The organism is Kitasatospora sp. NPDC005856 (assembly GCF_040629945.1).
Lineage (GTDB): Bacteria > Actinomycetota > Actinomycetes > Streptomycetales > Streptomycetaceae > Kitasatospora.
In genome coordinates, this window is the sequence record NZ_JBEXWT010000006.1 from 113,751 (window position 1) to 131,064 (window position 17,314).

Here is a 17,314-nt window from a genome sequence, read left to right on the forward strand (position 1 = left end):
GCTCGTACTCGCCCCACTGCGGGGCGCGCAGCTGGTCCGCGCCGCCGTAGGGCTCCAGGTAGGGCCGCCACCGCGGGTCCTTGATCCCGGTGCCGATGATGCGCCAGGCCAGGCCGCTGGGCGGCGCGGGTGGTCGCTTCATCCGCCAGCCGAGCTCGGTGAGGTGACGGTCGGCCTTGGTGTGGTTGCAGCGGCGGCAGGCCGCCACCACGTTGTCCCACCGGTGCTGGCCACCGCGGCTGCGCGGGATGACGTGGTCGACGCTGGTGGCGGCGGCCCCGCAGTAGACGCAGCGGCCGTGGTCGCGGGCGAACAGCGCCCGGCGGGTGAGCGGGACGGGCCCGCAGAACGGGACCCGCACGAAGCGGGTCAGTCGGACGACGGACGGCGCCGGAAGGGCGCTGGTGGCGCTGTGCAGAGTGACTCCCGAGTCCTCCAGGCTGACCGCCTTGTGGTTGAGGACCAGGATGAGTGCGCGGCGCATCGATACGACGCCGAGTGGCTCGTAGGACGCGTTGAGGACCAGGACATGCGGCACGGATGCCTCCTTGGACGCCTGCGGCGCGTGGCTCGCGCCGGGACGAGCGGTTGGACCGCGCCACGCGTGCGCGATCTCCCCCAGTGTCGCCTTACGCCTTTGTACGGCGCCACCACTCCTGTGTAACGGAGCTGACGTGAACTCCGGGTGTGGTCTCTGTCATAGCCGGTATGCCCGGGGGAAGCTCGGGTTGCACCCGGGTGGCGGTGCGTGGCGCCCCGGTGACCCTGCCGGGTGGCCCCGCGGGGGCACGGTTCGGCCGTCCGGAGCAGTGTCCCGACTGCCCCGACGGGCCCGGGGACCCGGGTACGGGGGGAGCGTACGGGGGCGTTGACGGGGCGTTCGGGACGCTTCGTGCGCCCTCGGGCACGTTCGCGGGAGGTTGCCGGCCGGTCCGGGCGGGCATGCGGCTGCGGATAGGCTGACGCTCACGGTCCGCGGGCCGCTCATCGGCGGTGCGGGCCCGCCACGCACCCAGCAAGGAAGGCCCGCACGTGTTCAGCTCCGGTGCCACCGGTCCGTCCGACGCCTCCTCGGCGCTCACCACCCCGACGCCGGCCCCCAGCCCCACCGCGCAGCTGCCCGAGCTCGACCTGCGGATCCCGACCAGCGCGCAGGAGGTCTCGGAGACCACCCGGCAGGCCGCCAGCTGGTTCGACACCCACTGGCAGGGCTGGCTGGCCTCCGGGCTGCGGATCGTCTTCATCATCATGCTGGCCCTGGTGCTGCGGGCCGTGGTGCGCAAGCTCATCACCCAGCTGATAGGGCGGATGGCGCGCACCTCCGAGCACCAGGAGGAGAGCCGGCTGGGCGGGCTGCTCGCCAACACCGGGGTGGTGAACACGGAGCGGCGCCAGCAGCGCTCGGAGGCGATCGGCTCGGTGCTGCGCAGCGTGGCCTCCTTCAGCATCCTGGGCACGGCGGCGCTGATGGTGCTCTCCGCGCTGGGGGTCAACCTGGCGCCGCTGCTGGCGAGCGCCGGTGTGGCCGGTGTGGCGATCGGTTTCGGCGCCCGCAACCTGGTCACCGACTTCCTGTCCGGGGTCTTCATGATCATGGAGGACCAGTACGGCGTCGGCGACGAGATCGACACCGGGGTGGCCACCGGCACCGTGCTGGAGGTCGGCCTGCGGGTGACCAAGCTGCGCGGGGCGAACGGCGAGATCTGGTACATCCGCAACGGCGAGGTGAAGCGGATCGCCAACATGAGCCAGGGCTGGGCGACCGCCTCCGTGGACGTGCAGGTCGGGTACAAGGAGGACCTGGTCCGGGTCGAGGACCTGATCCTGGGGACGGCCGAGGCGATGGCCAAGGAGGCCCCGTACGACGAGCTGATCTGGGCCCCGGTGTCGATCCTGGGCGTGGAGTCGGTCGCCCCGGACTCGGTGGTGGTGCGGATCGAGGCCCGGACCGCCCCGGGCAAGGCCCTGTCCGTCTCCCGGGCGCTGCGCCAGCGGCTGAAGGCGACCTTCGACGAGGCCGGGATCAAGGTCAAGGAGGAGACCCCGGCAGCGGCGGCGGCAGCGGCCGCCGCGGCGACCGGCGTGGTGATCGCGCCGGTGCCGGCCCCCGCGACCGAGCAGGCGGCGCCGTCCGCGCTCGCCGACCCGAACTCGGCCCGCTTCAAGGCCACCGAGCCGATCCCCGCGCCGAAGCCGGAGCCGTAGGCCCCGCCTGCGGACACGGACGAGAGCCCCGCCCCCGCCACCGTGGGGGCGGGGCTTCGCGCTGTCCGGTAACGCTTCGGCATCCTCCGGATCCTCCGGTCCACCGGCCATTGACACCCCGCCGAAGCGGCCCTTACGGTCCTTCCCAAGCGACTGGAAAGTTTCCTAACAGTTCACCCCGAGGCCCGCCCGCGGGCCGTCCCGAGCAGCCGAAGGAGGAGGATTCCGGGCATGACCAAGAGCACCGCCAAGGCCCCCCTCGCCGGCACCCCCAGCCTGCTGCGCGCCATCAACGACCGGGCCGCCCTCGAACTCCTGCTGGAGAACGGACCGCTCTCGCGCACCCAGATCGGCACCCTCACCGGGCTGTCCAAGCCCACCGCCTCCCAGCTGCTGGCCCGGTTGGAGGCGGCCGGACTGGTCCTCCCGGTCGGCACCACGGCAGGCGGTCCCGGCCCCAACGCCCGGCTGTACCAGGTGAATCCGGCCGCCGGGTACGTCGCCGGACTGGACGTCACCAACAGCGAGATCCGGGTCGCCGTCGCCGACATCACCGGCACCACGCTGGCCGAGCACGCCGTGCCGACCAAGGGCGTCCCGGCCGCCGGTACGGTGCCGGCCGTCGCCGCCGCGGTGGCCGAGGCCGTCCGGGCCGCCGGCCTGCCCGAGGGCGTCCTGCGCACCGCCGCGATCGGGGTCGGCGGCGCCCCCGACCCGGTCACCGGCAAGCTGCGCTACGCCTCCCACCTGCCGGGCTGGCACTCGCCCCGGCTGGTGGAGGAGCTGACCGAGGCGATCGGCGCTCCGGTGTCGATCGAGAACGACGTGAACCTGGCCGCCGTCGCCGAGCGCTCCTCGGGCGCCGCGGCCGGCTTCGAGGACTTCGTCCTGCTCTGGGCCGGGGCGGGGGTCGGCGCGGCGATCGTGATCGGCGGGCGGCTGCACCGCGGCTTCACCGGTGGCGCCGGTGAGGTCGGCTACATGCCGCTGCCCGACTCGCCGGTCGAGTGGGACGCCCGCCGGCGCAAGTTCGGCGGGTTCCAGGCGCTGGTCGGCGCACCCGCCGTCCGGGCCCTGGCCCGTGAGCACGGGCTCGGCGCGGCCACCGCGCAGGAGTCCATCGCCAAGGCCCTGGCCACCCCCGGCGCCGGCGACGCCTTCCTCACCGAGTTCGCCGGGCGGCTCGCCGTCGGGCTGGCGGTGATCGTCGCCGTCGTCGACCCCCAGCTGGTGGTCCTCTCCGGCGTGGTGCCGAGCGCGGGCGGCGAGCGGCTGCGCGCCCTCGTCGAGGACGAGCTGGCGCGGATCTCCATCGCCCGGCCGGAGGTCCGCAGCACGGCCCTGTCCGGCTCACCGGTGCTGCTCGGCGCCCTGCAACGCGCCCTGTCCGATGCCCGCGAGGCGGTCTTCTCCACCCACTGACGCCACCCACCGACGCCCCCCGACACCGTCCACCGACGCAACCCACTGACGCTCCCCCTGTCACCTCGCCATCCGCACCCACCTCTCCCCCAACCCCCGAACGCGGGACCCGAGGCAACGAGGCCTGCCCGCGCACCCCCAGGAGGATCCCGAAGTGCACGCCACCACCTCCCGCAGAGGCCGCCGCACCGTGGCCGCCGTCGCCGGCAGCGCCGTGCTCGCCCTGCTCGCCTCCGCCTGCACCGGCTCCAGCGACGCGGGCGGCAACGACGATTCGGCCAGTGGCAAGGACGTCACCATCACCTTCTGGCACGGCTGGAGCCAGGACAACGAGATCAAGGCGATCAACGACAACATCGCCGCCTTCGAGAAGTCCCACCCCAACATCCACGTCAAGGCCGTGGACAGCCTCGCGGACGACAAGGTCAACCAGGCCCTGCGGGCCGGCGGCCCCGACGCGCCGGACGTGGTCTCCTCCTTCACCACCAACAACGTCGGCATGTTCTGCTCGACCAAGGCCTTCGTCGACCTCAAGCCGATGCTCCAGAAGAGCGGCATCGACCCGGCCAAGACCTTCCCGGCGACGATGCTCGACTACACCCAGTTCCAGGGCAACCAGTGCTCGCTGCCGCTGCTCGGCGACGCGTACGGCCTCTACTACAACAAGAAGGCCTTCGCCGACGCCGGCATCGCCAACCCGCCGAAGACCTTCAGCGAGTTCGCCGAGGACGCCGCCAGGCTGACCCTCGCCAACGGCGACTCGTACAAGCAGCTCGGCTTCATGCCGCTGTACCACGGCTACGAGTCCACCACCGAGCACTTCCTCGGCCAGTACGGCCCCGGCTACTTCGGCTCCGACGGCAAGTCGAACGTCGCCACCGACCCGAAGGTCTCCGCGATGTTCAAGTGGCAGAAGGGCCTGGTCGACCAGCTCGGCGGCTACGAGAAGCTGGAGAAGTACCGCGCGACCTTCGGCGAGGAGTTCAGCGCCAAGAACCCCTTCCACACCGGCCAGGTCGCGATGATCCTCGACGGCGAGTGGCGCACCGCCTCGCTCGCCAAGGACAAGCCCGACTTCGAGTGGGCGACCGCCGCCTTCCCCGTCCCGGACGACCAGGCCGACACCTACGGCCGCGGCTACCAGACCGGCACCATCGTCGGCATCGCCAGCACCAGCAAGAAGCAGGCCGCCGCCTGGGAGTTCGTCAAGTACCTGACCACGGACACCGACGCGGTGGTCAACTTCGCCAACGGGATCCACAACGTGCCGAGCACCTTCGCCGCGCTCGACTCCCCGAAGCTGGTGAGCGACCAGAACTTCAAGACCTTCCTGGACGTCGCCAAGAACGCCCACTCCGGCACCACCCCGCCGGCCGTCAACGGCAGCGCCTACATCACCACCCTGCAGAACCTCGGCTACGACTACGAGTCCGGCAAGCAGGCCGACCTCCAAGCGGGACTGGCCGCCACGGCCAAGCAGATCGACACCGACATCGCCCAGGCCAAGTAGCCCGCGAACGGTCCACGGAGCTCCCATGTCACTCGCGTTCGGCACCCGCAAGGGGAACAGCGACAAGGCCGACGCGGAACCGACCGGCCCGGCGGCGCCCGCCACGCAGCACCTGCTGCGTCGCAAGCGCCGCCGGGAGGCGGTCCGCACCCTCGCCTTCCTCTCCCCCTGGCTGATCGGGTTCGGCGTCTTCTTCGCCTACCCGCTGATCTCCACCGTCTACTTCTCCTTCACCTCCTACAACGGCTTCGGTGCCCCCACCTTCAGCGGCCTGAAGAACTGGGACTACGTCTTCGACCAGCTGCCGACCTTCTGGCAGGGCCTGCGCAACACCCTGTGGCTGGTCGTCGTGATGGTGACCCTGCGGGTCGCGTTCGGCCTGGGCATCGGGATGCTCATCACCAAGGTCAAGACCGGCGCCGGCTTCTTCCGCACCGCCTTCTACCTGCCGTACCTGGCCCCGCCGGTGGCCGCCACCGTCGCCTTCGCCTTCCTGTTCAACCCCGGCACCGGCCCGGTCAACCAGCTGCTCGGGGAGCTCGGCCTGCCGCAGCCCGGCTGGTTCGCCTCCGAGGACTGGTCCAAGCCCGCGCTCACCCTGCTCGCGATGTGGGGCATCGGCGACCTGATGGTCATCTTCATGGCCTCGCTGCTGGACGTCCCGAGGGAGCAGTACGAGGCGGCCGAACTGGACGGCGCCGGGCCGTTCCAGCGGTTCCGGTACGTCACCCTGCCCAACATCTCGCCGATCATCATGTTCGCGGTGGTGACCGGGGTGATCCAGACCATGCAGTACTACACCCAGGCGATCGTCGCCGGGAAGGTCGCCAGCGGCATCGCGGGAGGCTCCGGCCAGCCGTTCGAGCCCGGCTACCCGGGCGGCTCCACCTGGACCCTGCCGCAGATGGTCTACAACCTCGGCTTCCAGCGCTTCAACTACGGCGCGGCCTGCGTCGTCGCCCTGGTGCTGTTCGCCATCTCGATGGCCGTCACCTCGATCCTGCTCCGCCGCCGGTCCGGCTTCATGGCGAGCGACGACTAGCGGCCTGTGAGGACCTGATCATGACTCTTGGCAACACGCTCACCGACGCCCCGGCCACCGCCGGCCCCTCCCGCCCCTCCCGCCCCGGCGGCCCCGCCGCCCGGGCCGCCCGGCGCCGCGCGGCGCTCAACTGGGTGGCCGTGCACGCACTGGCCATCGCCGCCGCGCTGTTCTTCCTGCTGCCCTTCGTCTTCGTCTTCCTCACCTCGGTGATGTCGGACCAGCAGGCGCTCACCACCGACTACTGGCCGACCAGCTGGAACTGGGGCAACTACGGCAAGGTCTGGGACACCCCCGGCTTCCTCACCTGGTGGCGCAACACCCTGCTGTACGCCGCGCTCGGCACCCTGCTGACCGTCGTGTCCAGCCTCCCGGTGGCCTACGCGCTCGCCAAGTTCCGCTTCCGGGGCCGCAACCTGGCGCTGATGGCGGTCATCGCGATGATGATGCTGCCGCCGCAGGTCACCGTCATCCCGATGTACCTGTTCTGGGCCAAGCAGATGGGCATGAGCGGCTCGCTCTGGCCGCTGATCATCCCGATGGCCTTCGGCGACGCCTTCTCCATCTTCCTGCTGCGCCAGTTCCTGACGACCATCCCCAAGGAGTACATCGAGGCCGCCCGGATGGACGGCTGCGGCGACCTGCGCACCCTGCTGCGGGTGGTCCTGCCGATGGCCAAGCCGGCCATCGCGGCGGTCGCGCTGTTCCAGTTCTTCTACTGCTGGAACGACTACTTCGGCCCGCAGATCTACGCCAGCAACAACCACGAGGCCTGGACCCTCAGTTACGGCCTGGAGTCCTTCAAGGCCGCCCACCACACCAACTGGAACCTCACCATGGCCGCCACCCTGCTGGTGATGGCGCCGGTGATCATCCTCTTCTTCTTCGCTCAGAAGGCCTTCATCGAAGGCGTGACACTGACAGGGGTCAAGGGCTGATGTCCGCACTGAAGTTGGCAATCGTCGGCGGGGGTTCCACGTACACCCCGGAGCTGATCGACGGCTTCGCCCGGCTGCGCGACACCCTGCCGATCGGCGAGCTGGTGCTGATCGACCCGGCCGCCGAGCGCCTGGAGCTGATCGGCGGCCTCGCCCGGCGGATCTTCGCCCGGCAGGGCCACCACGCCACCGTCACGGTGACCACGGACCTGGTGGCGGGCGTCGCGGACGCCGACGCCGTGCTGCTCCAGCTGCGCGTCGGCGGGCAGGCGGCACGCAACCAGGACGAGACCTGGCCGCTGGAGTGCGGCTGCGTCGGACAGGAGACCACTGGCGCCGGCGGTCTCGCCAAGGCGCTGCGCACCGTCCCGGTGGTGCTGGACATCGCCGAGCAGGTGCGCCGGACCAACCCGGACGCCTGGATCGTGGACTTCACCAACCCGGTCGGCATCGTCACCCGGGCCCTGCAGGACGCCGGCCACAAGGCCGTCGGGCTGTGCAACGTCGCGATCGGCTTCCAGCGGAAGTTCGCCGGGCACCTGGGCGTGGACCCGGAGCTGGTCCGGCTCGACCACGTCGGGCTCAACCACCTGACCTGGGAGCGCGGGGTGACCCTGCTGGACGCCCCCGGCGCCGCCGGCGGGCGCGAGGTGCTCCCGGAGCTGCTGTCCTCGCACGGCAAGGAGATCGCCGAGGACCTCCACCTGCCGCAGGCCGTCATCGAGCGGCTCGGTGTGGTGCCCTCCTACTACCTGCGGTACTTCTACCAGCACGACGCGGTGGTGGCAGAGCTGAAGGAGCAGGGCTCGCGGGCCGCCCAGGTGGCCGAGATCGAGCGTCAGCTGCTGGAGCTGTACGCCGACCCGACCCTGGACACCAAGCCCGAGCTGCTCGGCAAGCGCGGCGGCGCCTTCTACTCGGAGGCGGCCGTCCAGCTGATCTCCGCCCTGCTCGGCACCGGCGGCGGGACCTCCGTGCAGGTGGTGAACACCCGCAACGACGGCGTGCTGCCCTTCCTTCCGGACGACGCCGTCATCGAGGTCCCGGCCGAGGTGGACGCGCGGGGCGTGCGCCCGCTGCCGCAACGGCCCGTCGAGCCGCTGTACGCCGGCCTGATCGCCGCCGTCACCTCGTACGAGCACCTCGCCCTCGACGCCGCCCTGCGCGGCGGCCGCGACCGGGTCTTCGACGCCCTGCTCGCCCACCCGCTGGTCGGCCAGATCGAACTCGCCGACCGGCTGACGGACCGCCTGCTCGCCCACAACCGCGAGCACCTCGCCTGGGCCTGATCCGGCCCGCCACGCGCCCGCCCGGCGACCGGAGGAGGTCGCCGGGCGGGCTCCGCGAGGAGACCGTCCACCCCCGGCCGGGGACCATTCGGCCGGGCTCCCCGGCCGGGACCACGGCCGGGCACCCGGCCGACGACCACGGCCCGGGCCACGTACGAGCCGCGGGAACCTGATGACCCACCAGCCCGAACCACTCCTGCCCGGCGTCCTCGCCATCGACGCGGGAAACTCCAAGACCGACGTCGCCCTGATCGGCGCCGACGGCAGCATCCTCGGCACCGCCCGCGGCGGCGGCTTCGCGCCGCAGAAGATCGGCGGCGCGGCGGCGGTCGCCGGCCTCGCCCCGCTGGTCGAGCAGGCCGCCGCCGCGGCCGGGCACCCGTCCTGGAACGGCGTGCTGACCGGCCACGTCAGCGCCTGCCTGGCCAACGCCGACCTGCCGGTCGAGGAGGAGGCCCTGCGGGTGGCGCTGGAGTCCCACCCCTGGGGGGCCAGCAACACCGTCGTCAACGACACCTTCGGCCTGCTGCGGGCCGGCACCGACGGCCCGCGCGGGGTCGCGGTGGTGTGCGGCGCCGGGATCAACTGCGTCGGCCTGCTGCCGGACGGCCGCACCGCCCGCTTCCCCGCCCTCGGCGAGCTCACCGGCGACTGGGGCGGCGGCTCCGGGCTCGCCGTCTCCAGCATGTGGCACGCCGTCCGCGCGGAGGACGGGCGCGGCGGGCCGACCGGGCTCGCCCGGGCCATCGCCGAGCACTTCGGCCTGCCCAGCGCCGGCGACGTCGCCGAGGCCGTCCACCTCGGGCACCTGCCGAACGACCGGCTGCACGAGATCGCCCGGGTGCTGTTCGCCGTCGCGGCCGAGGGCGACGAGGTGGCGCTGGAGCTGATCGACCGCCAGGCCGACGAGATCGTCCGGCTCGCGGTGGTGGCCCTGCGGCGCCTGGACCTGCTGGACTCCCCGACCCCGGTGGTCCTGGGCGGCGGCGTGCTCGCCTCCCGCCAGCCGCTGCTGCTGGACAACCTGACCGCCCGGCTCGCCGCCGCCGCGCCGCTGGCCGAGCCGCGCGTCGTCGTCGCCCCGCCGGTGCTCGGCGCGGCGCTGCTCGGCCTCGACCACCTGGCGGCGGGCGCGCGGGCGCAGGCCCGGGTGCGCGAGGCGTACGAGACGGGCCGGCCGGTGGCGGCCTGACACCCGTTCGACGACCGCCCTTCCCTGCCGGATCCGCACGTCCGGCGGGGAAGGCGACCCGCGGACGGCGCCGGCGGGAACCGCGGACCGGGCTCCGGTCGTGTCAGTCGGGTACCGACAACCGCCGCCGCCCGGGGAGACTTGTGCCATGGCCACGCCCCGTACCCTCCTCGCCGCCGCCCTGCTGGTCTGCGGCGCCGCCGCCGTCCTCACCGGCTGCACGCCCGCCGACTCCGGCTCCACGGTGGCCGCCGCCTCCGCCGCTGCCATGGCCGACGAGGACACGGACGACCTGCTGGACGAGGACGACCTCTTCTACGAGGAGGAAGAGGAGGACGAGGAGTCGTACTCCTCGGCGGCCGGACCCTCCGTGCCCGCCGGCTCCGTCGATCCTTCCGCGGAGCCCTCCGTGGAGCCCTCCGTGGAGCCCTTCACCGGGCCTTCCGCCGACGCCGGGTGCGCCGCCCCCACCCCGCGCCCCGGACACGAGGTCCTCCTCGTCGTCGCCGCCGGCCCGGCCGAACTCACCGCCCGGCCCGCCCGCTTCAGCTGCGGCTCCGCCCGCTACGAGCCGGCCGGCAGCCCCGTCCACTACGGCTTCGCGAGCGCCGGCGTGACCGCGAGCCTGGCCGGCGGCCCGCACGACGACCCGGCCGGGACCGTCCCCCTCGACGCACTGCTCGCCCACATCGGCGACTGCCTGGCCGACCGCGAGCCGGCCGACCCGTACGGCTGCCACGGAAACGCCTACGACGTGGTGCTGGACTCCCACGGCCGGATCATGCGGATCGGCGAGGTCGAGGGCGCCTGACGGCGGTCCGGCGGCGCATACGGTGTAAGGACGCCTCTCGACTGTTGGCATTCGGCTGAGCTACGCGCATCGACCGGCCGTCCGCTGGGGAGTTTTGACGTTCGATACGTCCACGGGGGACTTCCTTGGGGCGGGTCTTACCTTCTGCGTCGTTGACCCGGTCTCGGCGGCGGTGCTTTGCTTCCGGCCGTCGGCGGTAACCCGGCTCGCGATCCCCACTCCACTGACGGTTCCTGGCGAACCGTCGGCACCCGCGCGTTGCCGTCGCCCCGTTCGTCCCCCCACAGTGCCGCCCCGCCGTACCCGGGCGCGGTCGGCACCAGAGAGGAACCCTCACGATGGGCATCTCCCCCACCTCCCGCCGGATGCGGCTGCGGGCCCTGACCGGGCTCAGCGCCCTCGCGCTCGCCGCCGCAGGCTTCGCGGCCGCTCCGGCCGCCCAGGCCGCCCAGGACGACCGGCCGGCCGGCGAGTTCGCCGGGCAGCCGCACCCCTACCGGCACGGCGCGCACCCGGTCAAGGAGGCCGGCCGGTCGGCCGCCGCGCGGACCACCAACCTGAGGTACGGCGGCGGCGTCGACGGCATCGGCGTCACCACCGGCGCGCCGAAGGTCTACCTGGTCTTCTGGGGCTCCCAGTGGGGCTCCCAGGGCACCGACGCGAACGGCTACACCACCCTGTCCGGCGACCCGAAGGGCGAGGCCGTCCGGGCACAGCAGCTGTTCAAGGGCCTCGGCACCAACAGCGAGACCTGGTCCGGCGTCATGACCCAGTACTGCGAGGGCGTCGCCACCGGCGCGACCAGCTGCCCGTCCGGCTCCACCCACGTCGGCTACCCGACCGGCGGCGCGCTGGCCGGCGTCTGGGTCGACGAGTCCGCCGCCGCCCCCGGCCAGGCCACCGGCAACCAGCTGGCCGCCGAGGCCGTCAAGGCCGCCGGCCACTTCGGCAACACCACCGCCGCCTCCAACCGCAACGCGCAGTACGTGGTGCTGTCGCCGACCGGCACCCACCCGGACGGCTTCAACACCCCGAACGGCGGCTTCTGCGCCTGGCACGACTGGAACGGCGACACCACGCTGACCGGCGGCGCCGCCCCCTCCCCGTACGGTGACGTGGCGTTCACCAACGACCCGTACGTGACCGACATGGGCTCCTCCTGCGGCCAGAACTACGTCAACAGCGGCAGCGCGGGCACCCTGGACGGCGTGACCATCGTGTACGGCCACGAGTACTCGGAGACCATCACCGACCAGAACCCGGCGGGCGGCTGGACCGACGCGACCGGGTACGAGAACGCCGACAAGTGCTCCTGGAACGGCGTCGGCGGCACGGGCGGTGCCCAGAACGTGGCGTTCGCGACGGGGTCCTTCGCCATGCAGGGCACCTGGTCGAACGGGGTCAGCGGCTGCCAGGTCTCGCACGCGATCGTCCACTGACGACCGGGTGGGACGGGCGCCGGAGCGGGCCGTGCGGGCCCCGCTCCGGCGCCCGTCCGATCACGGCGCGACCAGCCCGAACTCGTAGGCCTGGATGACCAGGTGGACCCGGTCGCGGGCGGCGAGCTTGGTGAACAGCCGGGCGACGTGGGCCTTGGCGGTGGCCACGCTGATGGTGAGCTCCGCGGCGATCTCGGCGTTGGACAGGCCCCGGCCGACCAGGGTGAGCACCTCGCGCTCGCGCTCGGTGACGGCTTCGGCGACGGGCCGGCGGGGCGGGGCCGCGGGGGCGGCCTCCGGGCGGGCGGCGAACTCGCCGATCAGCCGGCGGGTGATGCCGGGGGCGAGCAGGGCGTCACCGGCGGCGACGATCCGGATGCCGTCCAGGATGGTCTCCAGGGCGAGGTCCTTGACCAGGAAGCCGCTCGCCCCGGCCCGCAGCGCGCCGTAGACGTAGTCGTCGTCGTCGAAGGTGGTGAGGACGAGGACGTGGGTGGACAGGTCCGGGTCGGCGGTGATCCGGCGGGTGGCCTCGATGCCGTCCGCGACCGGGGGCACCTCCCGGCCGCCAGGCTGGGGGCGCATCCGGATGTCCATCACGGCGACGTCGGGGCGCAGTCGGGCGACCAGCTCGACGGCCTCGGCGCCGTCGCCGGCCTCGCCGACCACCTCCAGGTCGGGGGCGTCGGCGATCAGCACCCGCAGGCCGGTGCGGATGAGCGGCTGGTCGTCGACCAGGACGACGCGGATCACGGTCCCACCTCCACGGGGGTCTCGGCGGCGGTGTCGGCCGCAGCCGCGGCCGCGTCGGGGAGTGGCAGCCGGGCGTCGACCAGGAAGCCTCCCCCGGGGCGCGGGCCGGCAGCGAACCCGCCGTGCAGCAGGGCGACCCGCTCGCGCATGCCGGCCAGGCCGTAGCCGGCGCCGCTGCCGGCGCCGTTGGCCGGGGTGCCGCTCGCCGCTCCGACGCCCTGGTCGGCCACCGTGACGGTGAGCTCCCGGGGGCCGTACGCGACGGTGACCCGGCAGTCCCGGGTGCCGGAGTGCTTGACCACGTTGGTGACCGCCTCCTGGACGATCCGGTAGGCGGCGAGGTCCACCTCGGGCGGCAGCGGACGGGCCGTACCGCGCCGGGTGAGCGCCACCCGGACCCCGGCGCCCGCCGCCCGCGCCACCAGCCGGTCCAACTCGCCCAGCCCGGGCATCACTTCGAGCGGTGCCGGCTCCCCCTCGCGCTGCCGCAGCGCGCCGAGCATCCGGCGCAGACCGGCCAGGGTCTCCCGGCTGGTGGCCTCGATCGCCTCCAGGGCGTTGCGGGTCTCGGCGGGCTGGGTGTCCATCACCCGGCTGCCCATACCGGCCTGGATCGCGATGATGCCGATGTTGTGGGCCACCATGTCGTGCAGCTCGCGGGCGATCCGCAGCCGTTCGGCGGTGATGGCCTGCTCGGAGACCCGGTCGCGCAGCGCCTCGGCGTGGACGCGGCCCTGGTGCACGGTGTTGCCGACCAGCCAGGCGATCAGCACGGTGGCGGCGAAGCCCGCGTAGGCGAGCGGGTTGACGGGGTATCCGTTGACGGCGCCCCAGGTCAGCAGTCCGGCGAGGGTGGCGAGCGGCAGCGCCAGGGCGGTGAGCGAGACGCGGCGGGAGCGGGTGGCCGCGCAGTAGCCGACCACCGCGTCGGCGATCAGGAACTGGAGCGGCGCGGTCTCCGGGACGCCCCACATCCCGAGCGCGAACATCCCGCCCGCGAGCGCCACCACGATGGCCAGCAGCGGCAGCCGGACCAGCAGCGTCGCGACCAGGGTGGTGACCACCGCGGTGACCACCAGCGGCATGTCCTCGGGGTTGCCGTGGTAGGTGAACAGGTGGCGCAGCTCCTCCTCGCGGGTGAGGAAGCGGAACCCCACCAGGGCCGCCCACAGCGCCCCCACCCACACGCCCGCGGGCAGGCACCTGAGCAGCGGCGGACGGGGTTCGGTGATCATGACGGCGATGGTAGCCGCGGCCCGCGCGGCGACACATCGGCCCGGGGGCGTAATCCCCGGGGCCACGCGGCCGCCCGCGGTTGTGCCCCGCGGCCCGATGCCCGGACCGGGCGCCGACCGGCAGCGTTGGCCCGGTGATCGAGATCGAACGACTGACCAAGCGGTACGGCGCCACCACGGCCGTCGACCAGTTGACCTTCACCGTCCGGCCGGGCACCGTGACCGGCTTCCTCGGGCCCAACGGTGCCGGCAAGTCCACCACGCTGCGGATGATCCTGGGCCTCGACACCCCCACCGAGGGGGCCGTCACCGTGGCCGGCGCGCCCTTCGCGCGCAGGCCGCGCGGCCTGCGGCACGTCGGCGCGCTGCTGGACGCGGGCGACGTGCACGGCGGGCGCACCGCCCGGGCCCACCTGTCGGCGCTCGCCCGCAGCAACCGCATCCCACTGGGCCGGGTGGACGAGGTGCTGGCGGAGGTCGGCCTCGGCAAGGCGGCCGGGCGGCGGATCGGCGGCTACTCGCTGGGCATGAAGCAGCGTCTGGGCATCGCCGGCGCGCTGCTCGGCGACCCGCCGGTGCTGCTGTTCGACGAGCCGCTGAACGGGCTCGACCCGGAGGGCGTGCTCTGGGTGCGCGGGCTGTTCCGGCGGCTCGCGGACGAGGGGCGGACGGTGTTCGTCTCCAGCCACATGATGGCGGAGATGGAGCACACCGCGGACCGGCTGGTGGTGATCGGGCGCGGCCGGCTGATCGCGGACGAGGGCCTCGCCGAGTTCTCGGCCCGCGACGCGGTCTCCTCGGTGGCCGTACGGGCACCCGAACTCCCGGTGCTGGCCGAGGCCTTGCGCGCCGAGGGAGCCGACGTCGTCCTGACGGAGGAGCGGTTCGGGACCGTGCCGTCCGGGATCGTCACCGGGATGCCGGCCGCTCGGATCGGCGAACTCGCGCTGCGGCACGGTCTGGTGCTGCACGAACTGGCCGACCGGACTTCCTCGTTGGAATCGGCCTTCCTGTCCCTGACCGCCGACAGCATCGAGTACCCGGCTGGAGACGCCCGATGAGCACCGCGACCCTCGATCCCGCCGCCGAACCGGCGCCGCGCTTCCTCGACCTGCTCGCCGCCGAGTGGATCAAACTGCGCTCGCTGCGCTCCACCTCCTGGGTTCTGGTACTGGCCTCGCTGGTGGCGATCGCGGTCAACGTGAACGCCGTCCACACCGACCTGACGTACATCGACCACCCGGCGCCGCGGCTGCCCGGGCAGCCGCCGTACACCTACGACCCGCTGTTCCACGGGCTCGGCAGCATCGCGGGCGACCTGATGGCGGTCGCGGCCGGCACCCTCGGGGCGATCACGGTGTTCGGCGAGTACACCACCGGGCTGATCCGCACCACCTTCGCCGCCGTGCCGGACCGGCGCGGCGTGGTCGCGGCCAAGGTGGTGCTGGTCGGCGGCATCACCGCGCTCGCCGGGATCGTGGTGTCGGCGGTCTCCTTCCTCACCGTCAACGCGATGCTGGCCTCCCGGCACCTCGGGCTCTCCCTCACCGACGAGGGTTGCCTGCGGGCCGTGCTCGGCTACGCGGCGATCGTGCCGGTCTGCGCGCTGATCGGGATGGCGCTGGGCGCGCTGCTGCGGCACGCCACCGCCTCGATCGTCTCGCTGGTGATGCTGCTGCTCGTCCTGCCGATGGTGTTCGGCGGGGATCGCTACCGCTGGCTGAAGGAGATCGGCACCCATCTGCCGACGGCCACCGTGCAGCGGCTCACCATCAACCCCGACTCCGCGACCACGATGGGGAAGTACGCGCCGAGCGTGCTGGACTCGTGGATCACCATGGGGGTGTGGGGGGTGGCCGCGGTGGTGGTGACGGTGGCCGCGGTGCGGCGCCGGGACGTGTGAGGGCCCGCGCCGCCCCGGGCCCCGCGCTATCCGACGCCGAGGCGCCGCGCCGTCGCGGTGGGCAGGTGGTACGGGCGCTCGGGCGGCAGCAGCCGCTGGGCCTTCGCCGCCTGCCCGCCGCGGACCAGCGCGGCGATCCGCTGGACCTGCGGGGTGAGGTCAGTGAGTCCGACCACCCACTCCTCGGCGTAGCTGCGGATCAGCGAGCGGCCGATGCCCACCTGGATGCTGTAGTGGTTCAGCGCGGCCCCGCGCAGCGACCGCTCCGGATCCCACTGCACGTGGACCTCGGCACGGGCCACCTCGTCCGGGTGCGCGGTGGTCAGGACGGCGCGGGAGAGCGCCTCCTCCCAGCCCTCCCGGGTGATCCGGACCGCCAGCACCCTGGTCTGTCCGGGCTTCTGCGCCCAGTTGCTGCGGTGCATCAGCCAGCGGAACGAGGGCTTGATCCACGTCATCCGGTGGAAGCCGAAGGGCGCCGTGAACCGGCCCGCCGCCAGCGCCGCGTCGGCGACGGCCGGCGGGTAGGCCTGGTAGAGCACGATCGTCCGGTCGTCGTGATCGGCACGGACCTCGCGCAGTGCGGTCATCTCGGGACACCCCCTCCCGTCCGGTCACGCTGCCAGCGCGGCCGGTGCGGCGCAACGGGATTTCCGGGAGGCGCGACGGGCGGCGCAGCGGGCGGCGCTGCGGGAGGAGCTGCGCGCCGATCAGCCCGTGCCCGGCCGCGGCGGCGGCCCGCCAGGGTAGGCCCGGATACCGACGGGCCCGGCTCAGGCCGCGGCGGCCTTGGCGCGGAAGGCGCCGAGGGTGGCGGCCGGGACGCCGCAGCCGGGGAGGAAGGAGGCCGCGCCGCCGTGGTGGGTGTGGACGCGGTCGAGGAAGACGGACATGGCCTCGGCCGGGGCCTCCAGGAGGGGCGCGGGGATGGTGAGGTTCCGGCCCCGGGAGTCGGTGACCCGGGAGGTGGTGCGGTCGTTGAGGGCGGTGCGGTGGCGTTCGGCGAGGCCGGCGAAGATCTGCGGGAGGGCGTCGGCGGTGCGGGTGTAGTCGGCGACGATGCGCTCGGCGGGCACGCCGAGGAGGTCCAGCAGGAGAGCGGTCAGCAGGCCGGTGCGGTCCTTGCCGGCGGCGCAGTGCAGCAGGACGGCGCCGGGGCGGACGGTGGCGTCGACGGCGGCGGCCACCGCCTCGGGCGCGGACTCGGCCAGCAGGACGTAGAAGTCGCCCAGGTCGGCGGCCGTGGCCATGGTGCTCATCCGCGCGGTGAGGGCGTCGGTGGCGGGGTTCACCGGGGCGGCGACGACGGATATCCCGGCGGCCGCGGCGGCGGCCCAGTCGTCGGGGTGGGTCTCGCGCGGGTCCCGCAGGTCCACGATGGTGCGGATGTCGCAGCCGCGCAGCTGGGCGACGGTGGCCTCGTCGGCGGCCGGGAACGGCTGGGCGGAGCGGTACAGCACACCGGGACGGACCCGACCGCCCTCGGGGTCGCCGAGGGCGGCGGCGTCACGGAAGTTGACCAGGGACATGCGGGAGGCCTTTCGGTGGAGCCGCACCCGGGAGGCGAACACGCGG

Annotated in this window: 15 protein-coding genes and 1 pseudogene; 11 read left to right on the forward strand and 5 right to left on the reverse strand. The window is 73.4% G+C overall.

The window, feature by feature from the left end:
- Positions 1 to 28: 28 nt before the first annotated feature.
- Positions 29 to 538, reverse strand: a pseudogene (locus ABZ449_RS06350) (HNH endonuclease); the annotation flags it as partial.
- A 494-nt stretch (positions 539 to 1,032) separates the two neighbouring features.
- Between ABZ449_RS06350 and ABZ449_RS06355 the strand changes: the two are divergent.
- The 9 genes from ABZ449_RS06355 (at position 1,033) to ABZ449_RS06395 (ending at position 11,848) form a co-directional block, all read left to right on the forward strand.
- Positions 1,033 to 2,205, forward strand: a complete 1,173-nt coding sequence (locus tag ABZ449_RS06355; RefSeq protein WP_360341041.1) for a mechanosensitive ion channel family protein — start codon at positions 1,033 to 1,035, stop codon at positions 2,203 to 2,205.
- A gap of 231 nt (positions 2,206 to 2,436) precedes the next feature.
- Positions 2,437 to 3,627, forward strand: coding sequence for an ROK family transcriptional regulator (locus ABZ449_RS06360; protein WP_360341044.1), 1,191 nt, complete (start codon positions 2,437 to 2,439; stop codon positions 3,625 to 3,627).
- A gap of 154 nt (positions 3,628 to 3,781) precedes the next feature.
- The gene (locus ABZ449_RS06365) at positions 3,782 to 5,137 is read left to right on the forward strand and encodes an ABC transporter substrate-binding protein (protein WP_360341047.1); all 1,356 of its coding nucleotides are present in this window, start codon (positions 3,782 to 3,784) and stop codon (positions 5,135 to 5,137) included.
- 25 nt (positions 5,138 to 5,162) lie between these two features.
- Positions 5,163 to 6,179, forward strand: coding sequence for a sugar ABC transporter permease (locus tag ABZ449_RS06370; RefSeq protein ID WP_360341050.1), 1,017 nt, complete (start codon positions 5,163 to 5,165; stop codon positions 6,177 to 6,179).
- Positions 6,180 to 6,199: 20 nt separating this feature from the next.
- Positions 6,200 to 7,117: a carbohydrate ABC transporter permease gene (locus tag ABZ449_RS06375; protein ID WP_360341053.1), complete on the forward strand. Its 918-nt coding sequence runs from the start codon at positions 6,200 to 6,202 to the stop codon at positions 7,115 to 7,117.
- A gap of 8 nt (positions 7,118 to 7,125) precedes the next feature.
- Positions 7,126 to 8,406 carry a 6-phospho-beta-glucosidase gene (locus ABZ449_RS06380; protein ID WP_360341204.1) on the forward strand — a complete coding sequence of 427 codons (1,281 nt, stop codon included), beginning with the start codon at positions 7,126 to 7,128 and terminating at the stop codon, positions 8,404 to 8,406.
- Positions 8,407 to 8,578: 172 nt separating this feature from the next.
- Entirely contained in the window at positions 8,579 to 9,598 is a 1,020-nt protein-coding gene (locus tag ABZ449_RS06385) for a BadF/BadG/BcrA/BcrD ATPase family protein (RefSeq protein ID WP_360341056.1), read from the forward strand.
- A gap of 148 nt (positions 9,599 to 9,746) precedes the next feature.
- Positions 9,747 to 10,409 carry a hypothetical protein gene (locus ABZ449_RS06390; RefSeq protein ID WP_360341059.1) on the forward strand — a complete coding sequence of 221 codons (663 nt, stop codon included), beginning with the start codon at positions 9,747 to 9,749 and terminating at the stop codon, positions 10,407 to 10,409.
- A 338-nt stretch (positions 10,410 to 10,747) separates the two neighbouring features.
- Positions 10,748 to 11,848, forward strand: coding sequence for a hypothetical protein (locus tag ABZ449_RS06395; RefSeq protein ID WP_360341062.1), 1,101 nt, complete (start codon positions 10,748 to 10,750; stop codon positions 11,846 to 11,848).
- Between the two features lie 60 nt (positions 11,849 to 11,908).
- Here the strand turns inward: ABZ449_RS06395 and ABZ449_RS06400 are convergent, their stop codons facing one another.
- Complete coding sequence (locus ABZ449_RS06400) at positions 11,909 to 12,601, reverse strand: response regulator transcription factor (protein ID WP_360341064.1); 693 nt, start codon at positions 12,599 to 12,601, stop codon at positions 11,909 to 11,911.
- On the reverse strand, positions 12,598 to 13,836 hold the full coding sequence (locus tag ABZ449_RS06405; protein WP_360341067.1) for a sensor histidine kinase: 1,239 nt from the start codon (positions 13,834 to 13,836) through the stop codon (positions 12,598 to 12,600). Before ABZ449_RS06405 ends, ABZ449_RS06400 begins: the two co-directional genes overlap by 4 nt.
- 134 nt (positions 13,837 to 13,970) lie before the next feature.
- Between ABZ449_RS06405 and ABZ449_RS06410 the strand changes: the two genes are divergently transcribed.
- Together ABZ449_RS06410 and ABZ449_RS06415 are read left to right on the forward strand one after the other, a co-directional pair.
- On the forward strand, positions 13,971 to 14,897 hold the full coding sequence (locus tag ABZ449_RS06410; RefSeq protein ID WP_360341070.1) for an ATP-binding cassette domain-containing protein: 927 nt from the start codon (positions 13,971 to 13,973) through the stop codon (positions 14,895 to 14,897).
- Positions 14,894 to 15,739 carry an ABC transporter permease gene (locus ABZ449_RS06415; protein WP_360341073.1) on the forward strand — a complete coding sequence of 282 codons (846 nt, stop codon included), beginning with the start codon at positions 14,894 to 14,896 and terminating at the stop codon, positions 15,737 to 15,739. The genes ABZ449_RS06410 and ABZ449_RS06415 overlap by 4 nt, the downstream gene beginning before the upstream one ends.
- A 26-nt stretch (positions 15,740 to 15,765) precedes the next feature.
- Here ABZ449_RS06415 and ABZ449_RS06420 read toward each other — a convergent pair whose 3' ends face one another.
- Positions 15,766 to 16,329, reverse strand: a complete 564-nt coding sequence (locus ABZ449_RS06420; protein WP_360341076.1) for a DUF4291 domain-containing protein — start codon at positions 16,327 to 16,329, stop codon at positions 15,766 to 15,768.
- Between the two features lie 183 nt (positions 16,330 to 16,512).
- On the reverse strand, positions 16,513 to 17,268 hold the full coding sequence (locus ABZ449_RS06425; protein ID WP_360341079.1) for a tyrosine-protein phosphatase: 756 nt from the start codon (positions 17,266 to 17,268) through the stop codon (positions 16,513 to 16,515).
- Positions 17,269 to 17,314 lie beyond the last annotated feature (46 nt).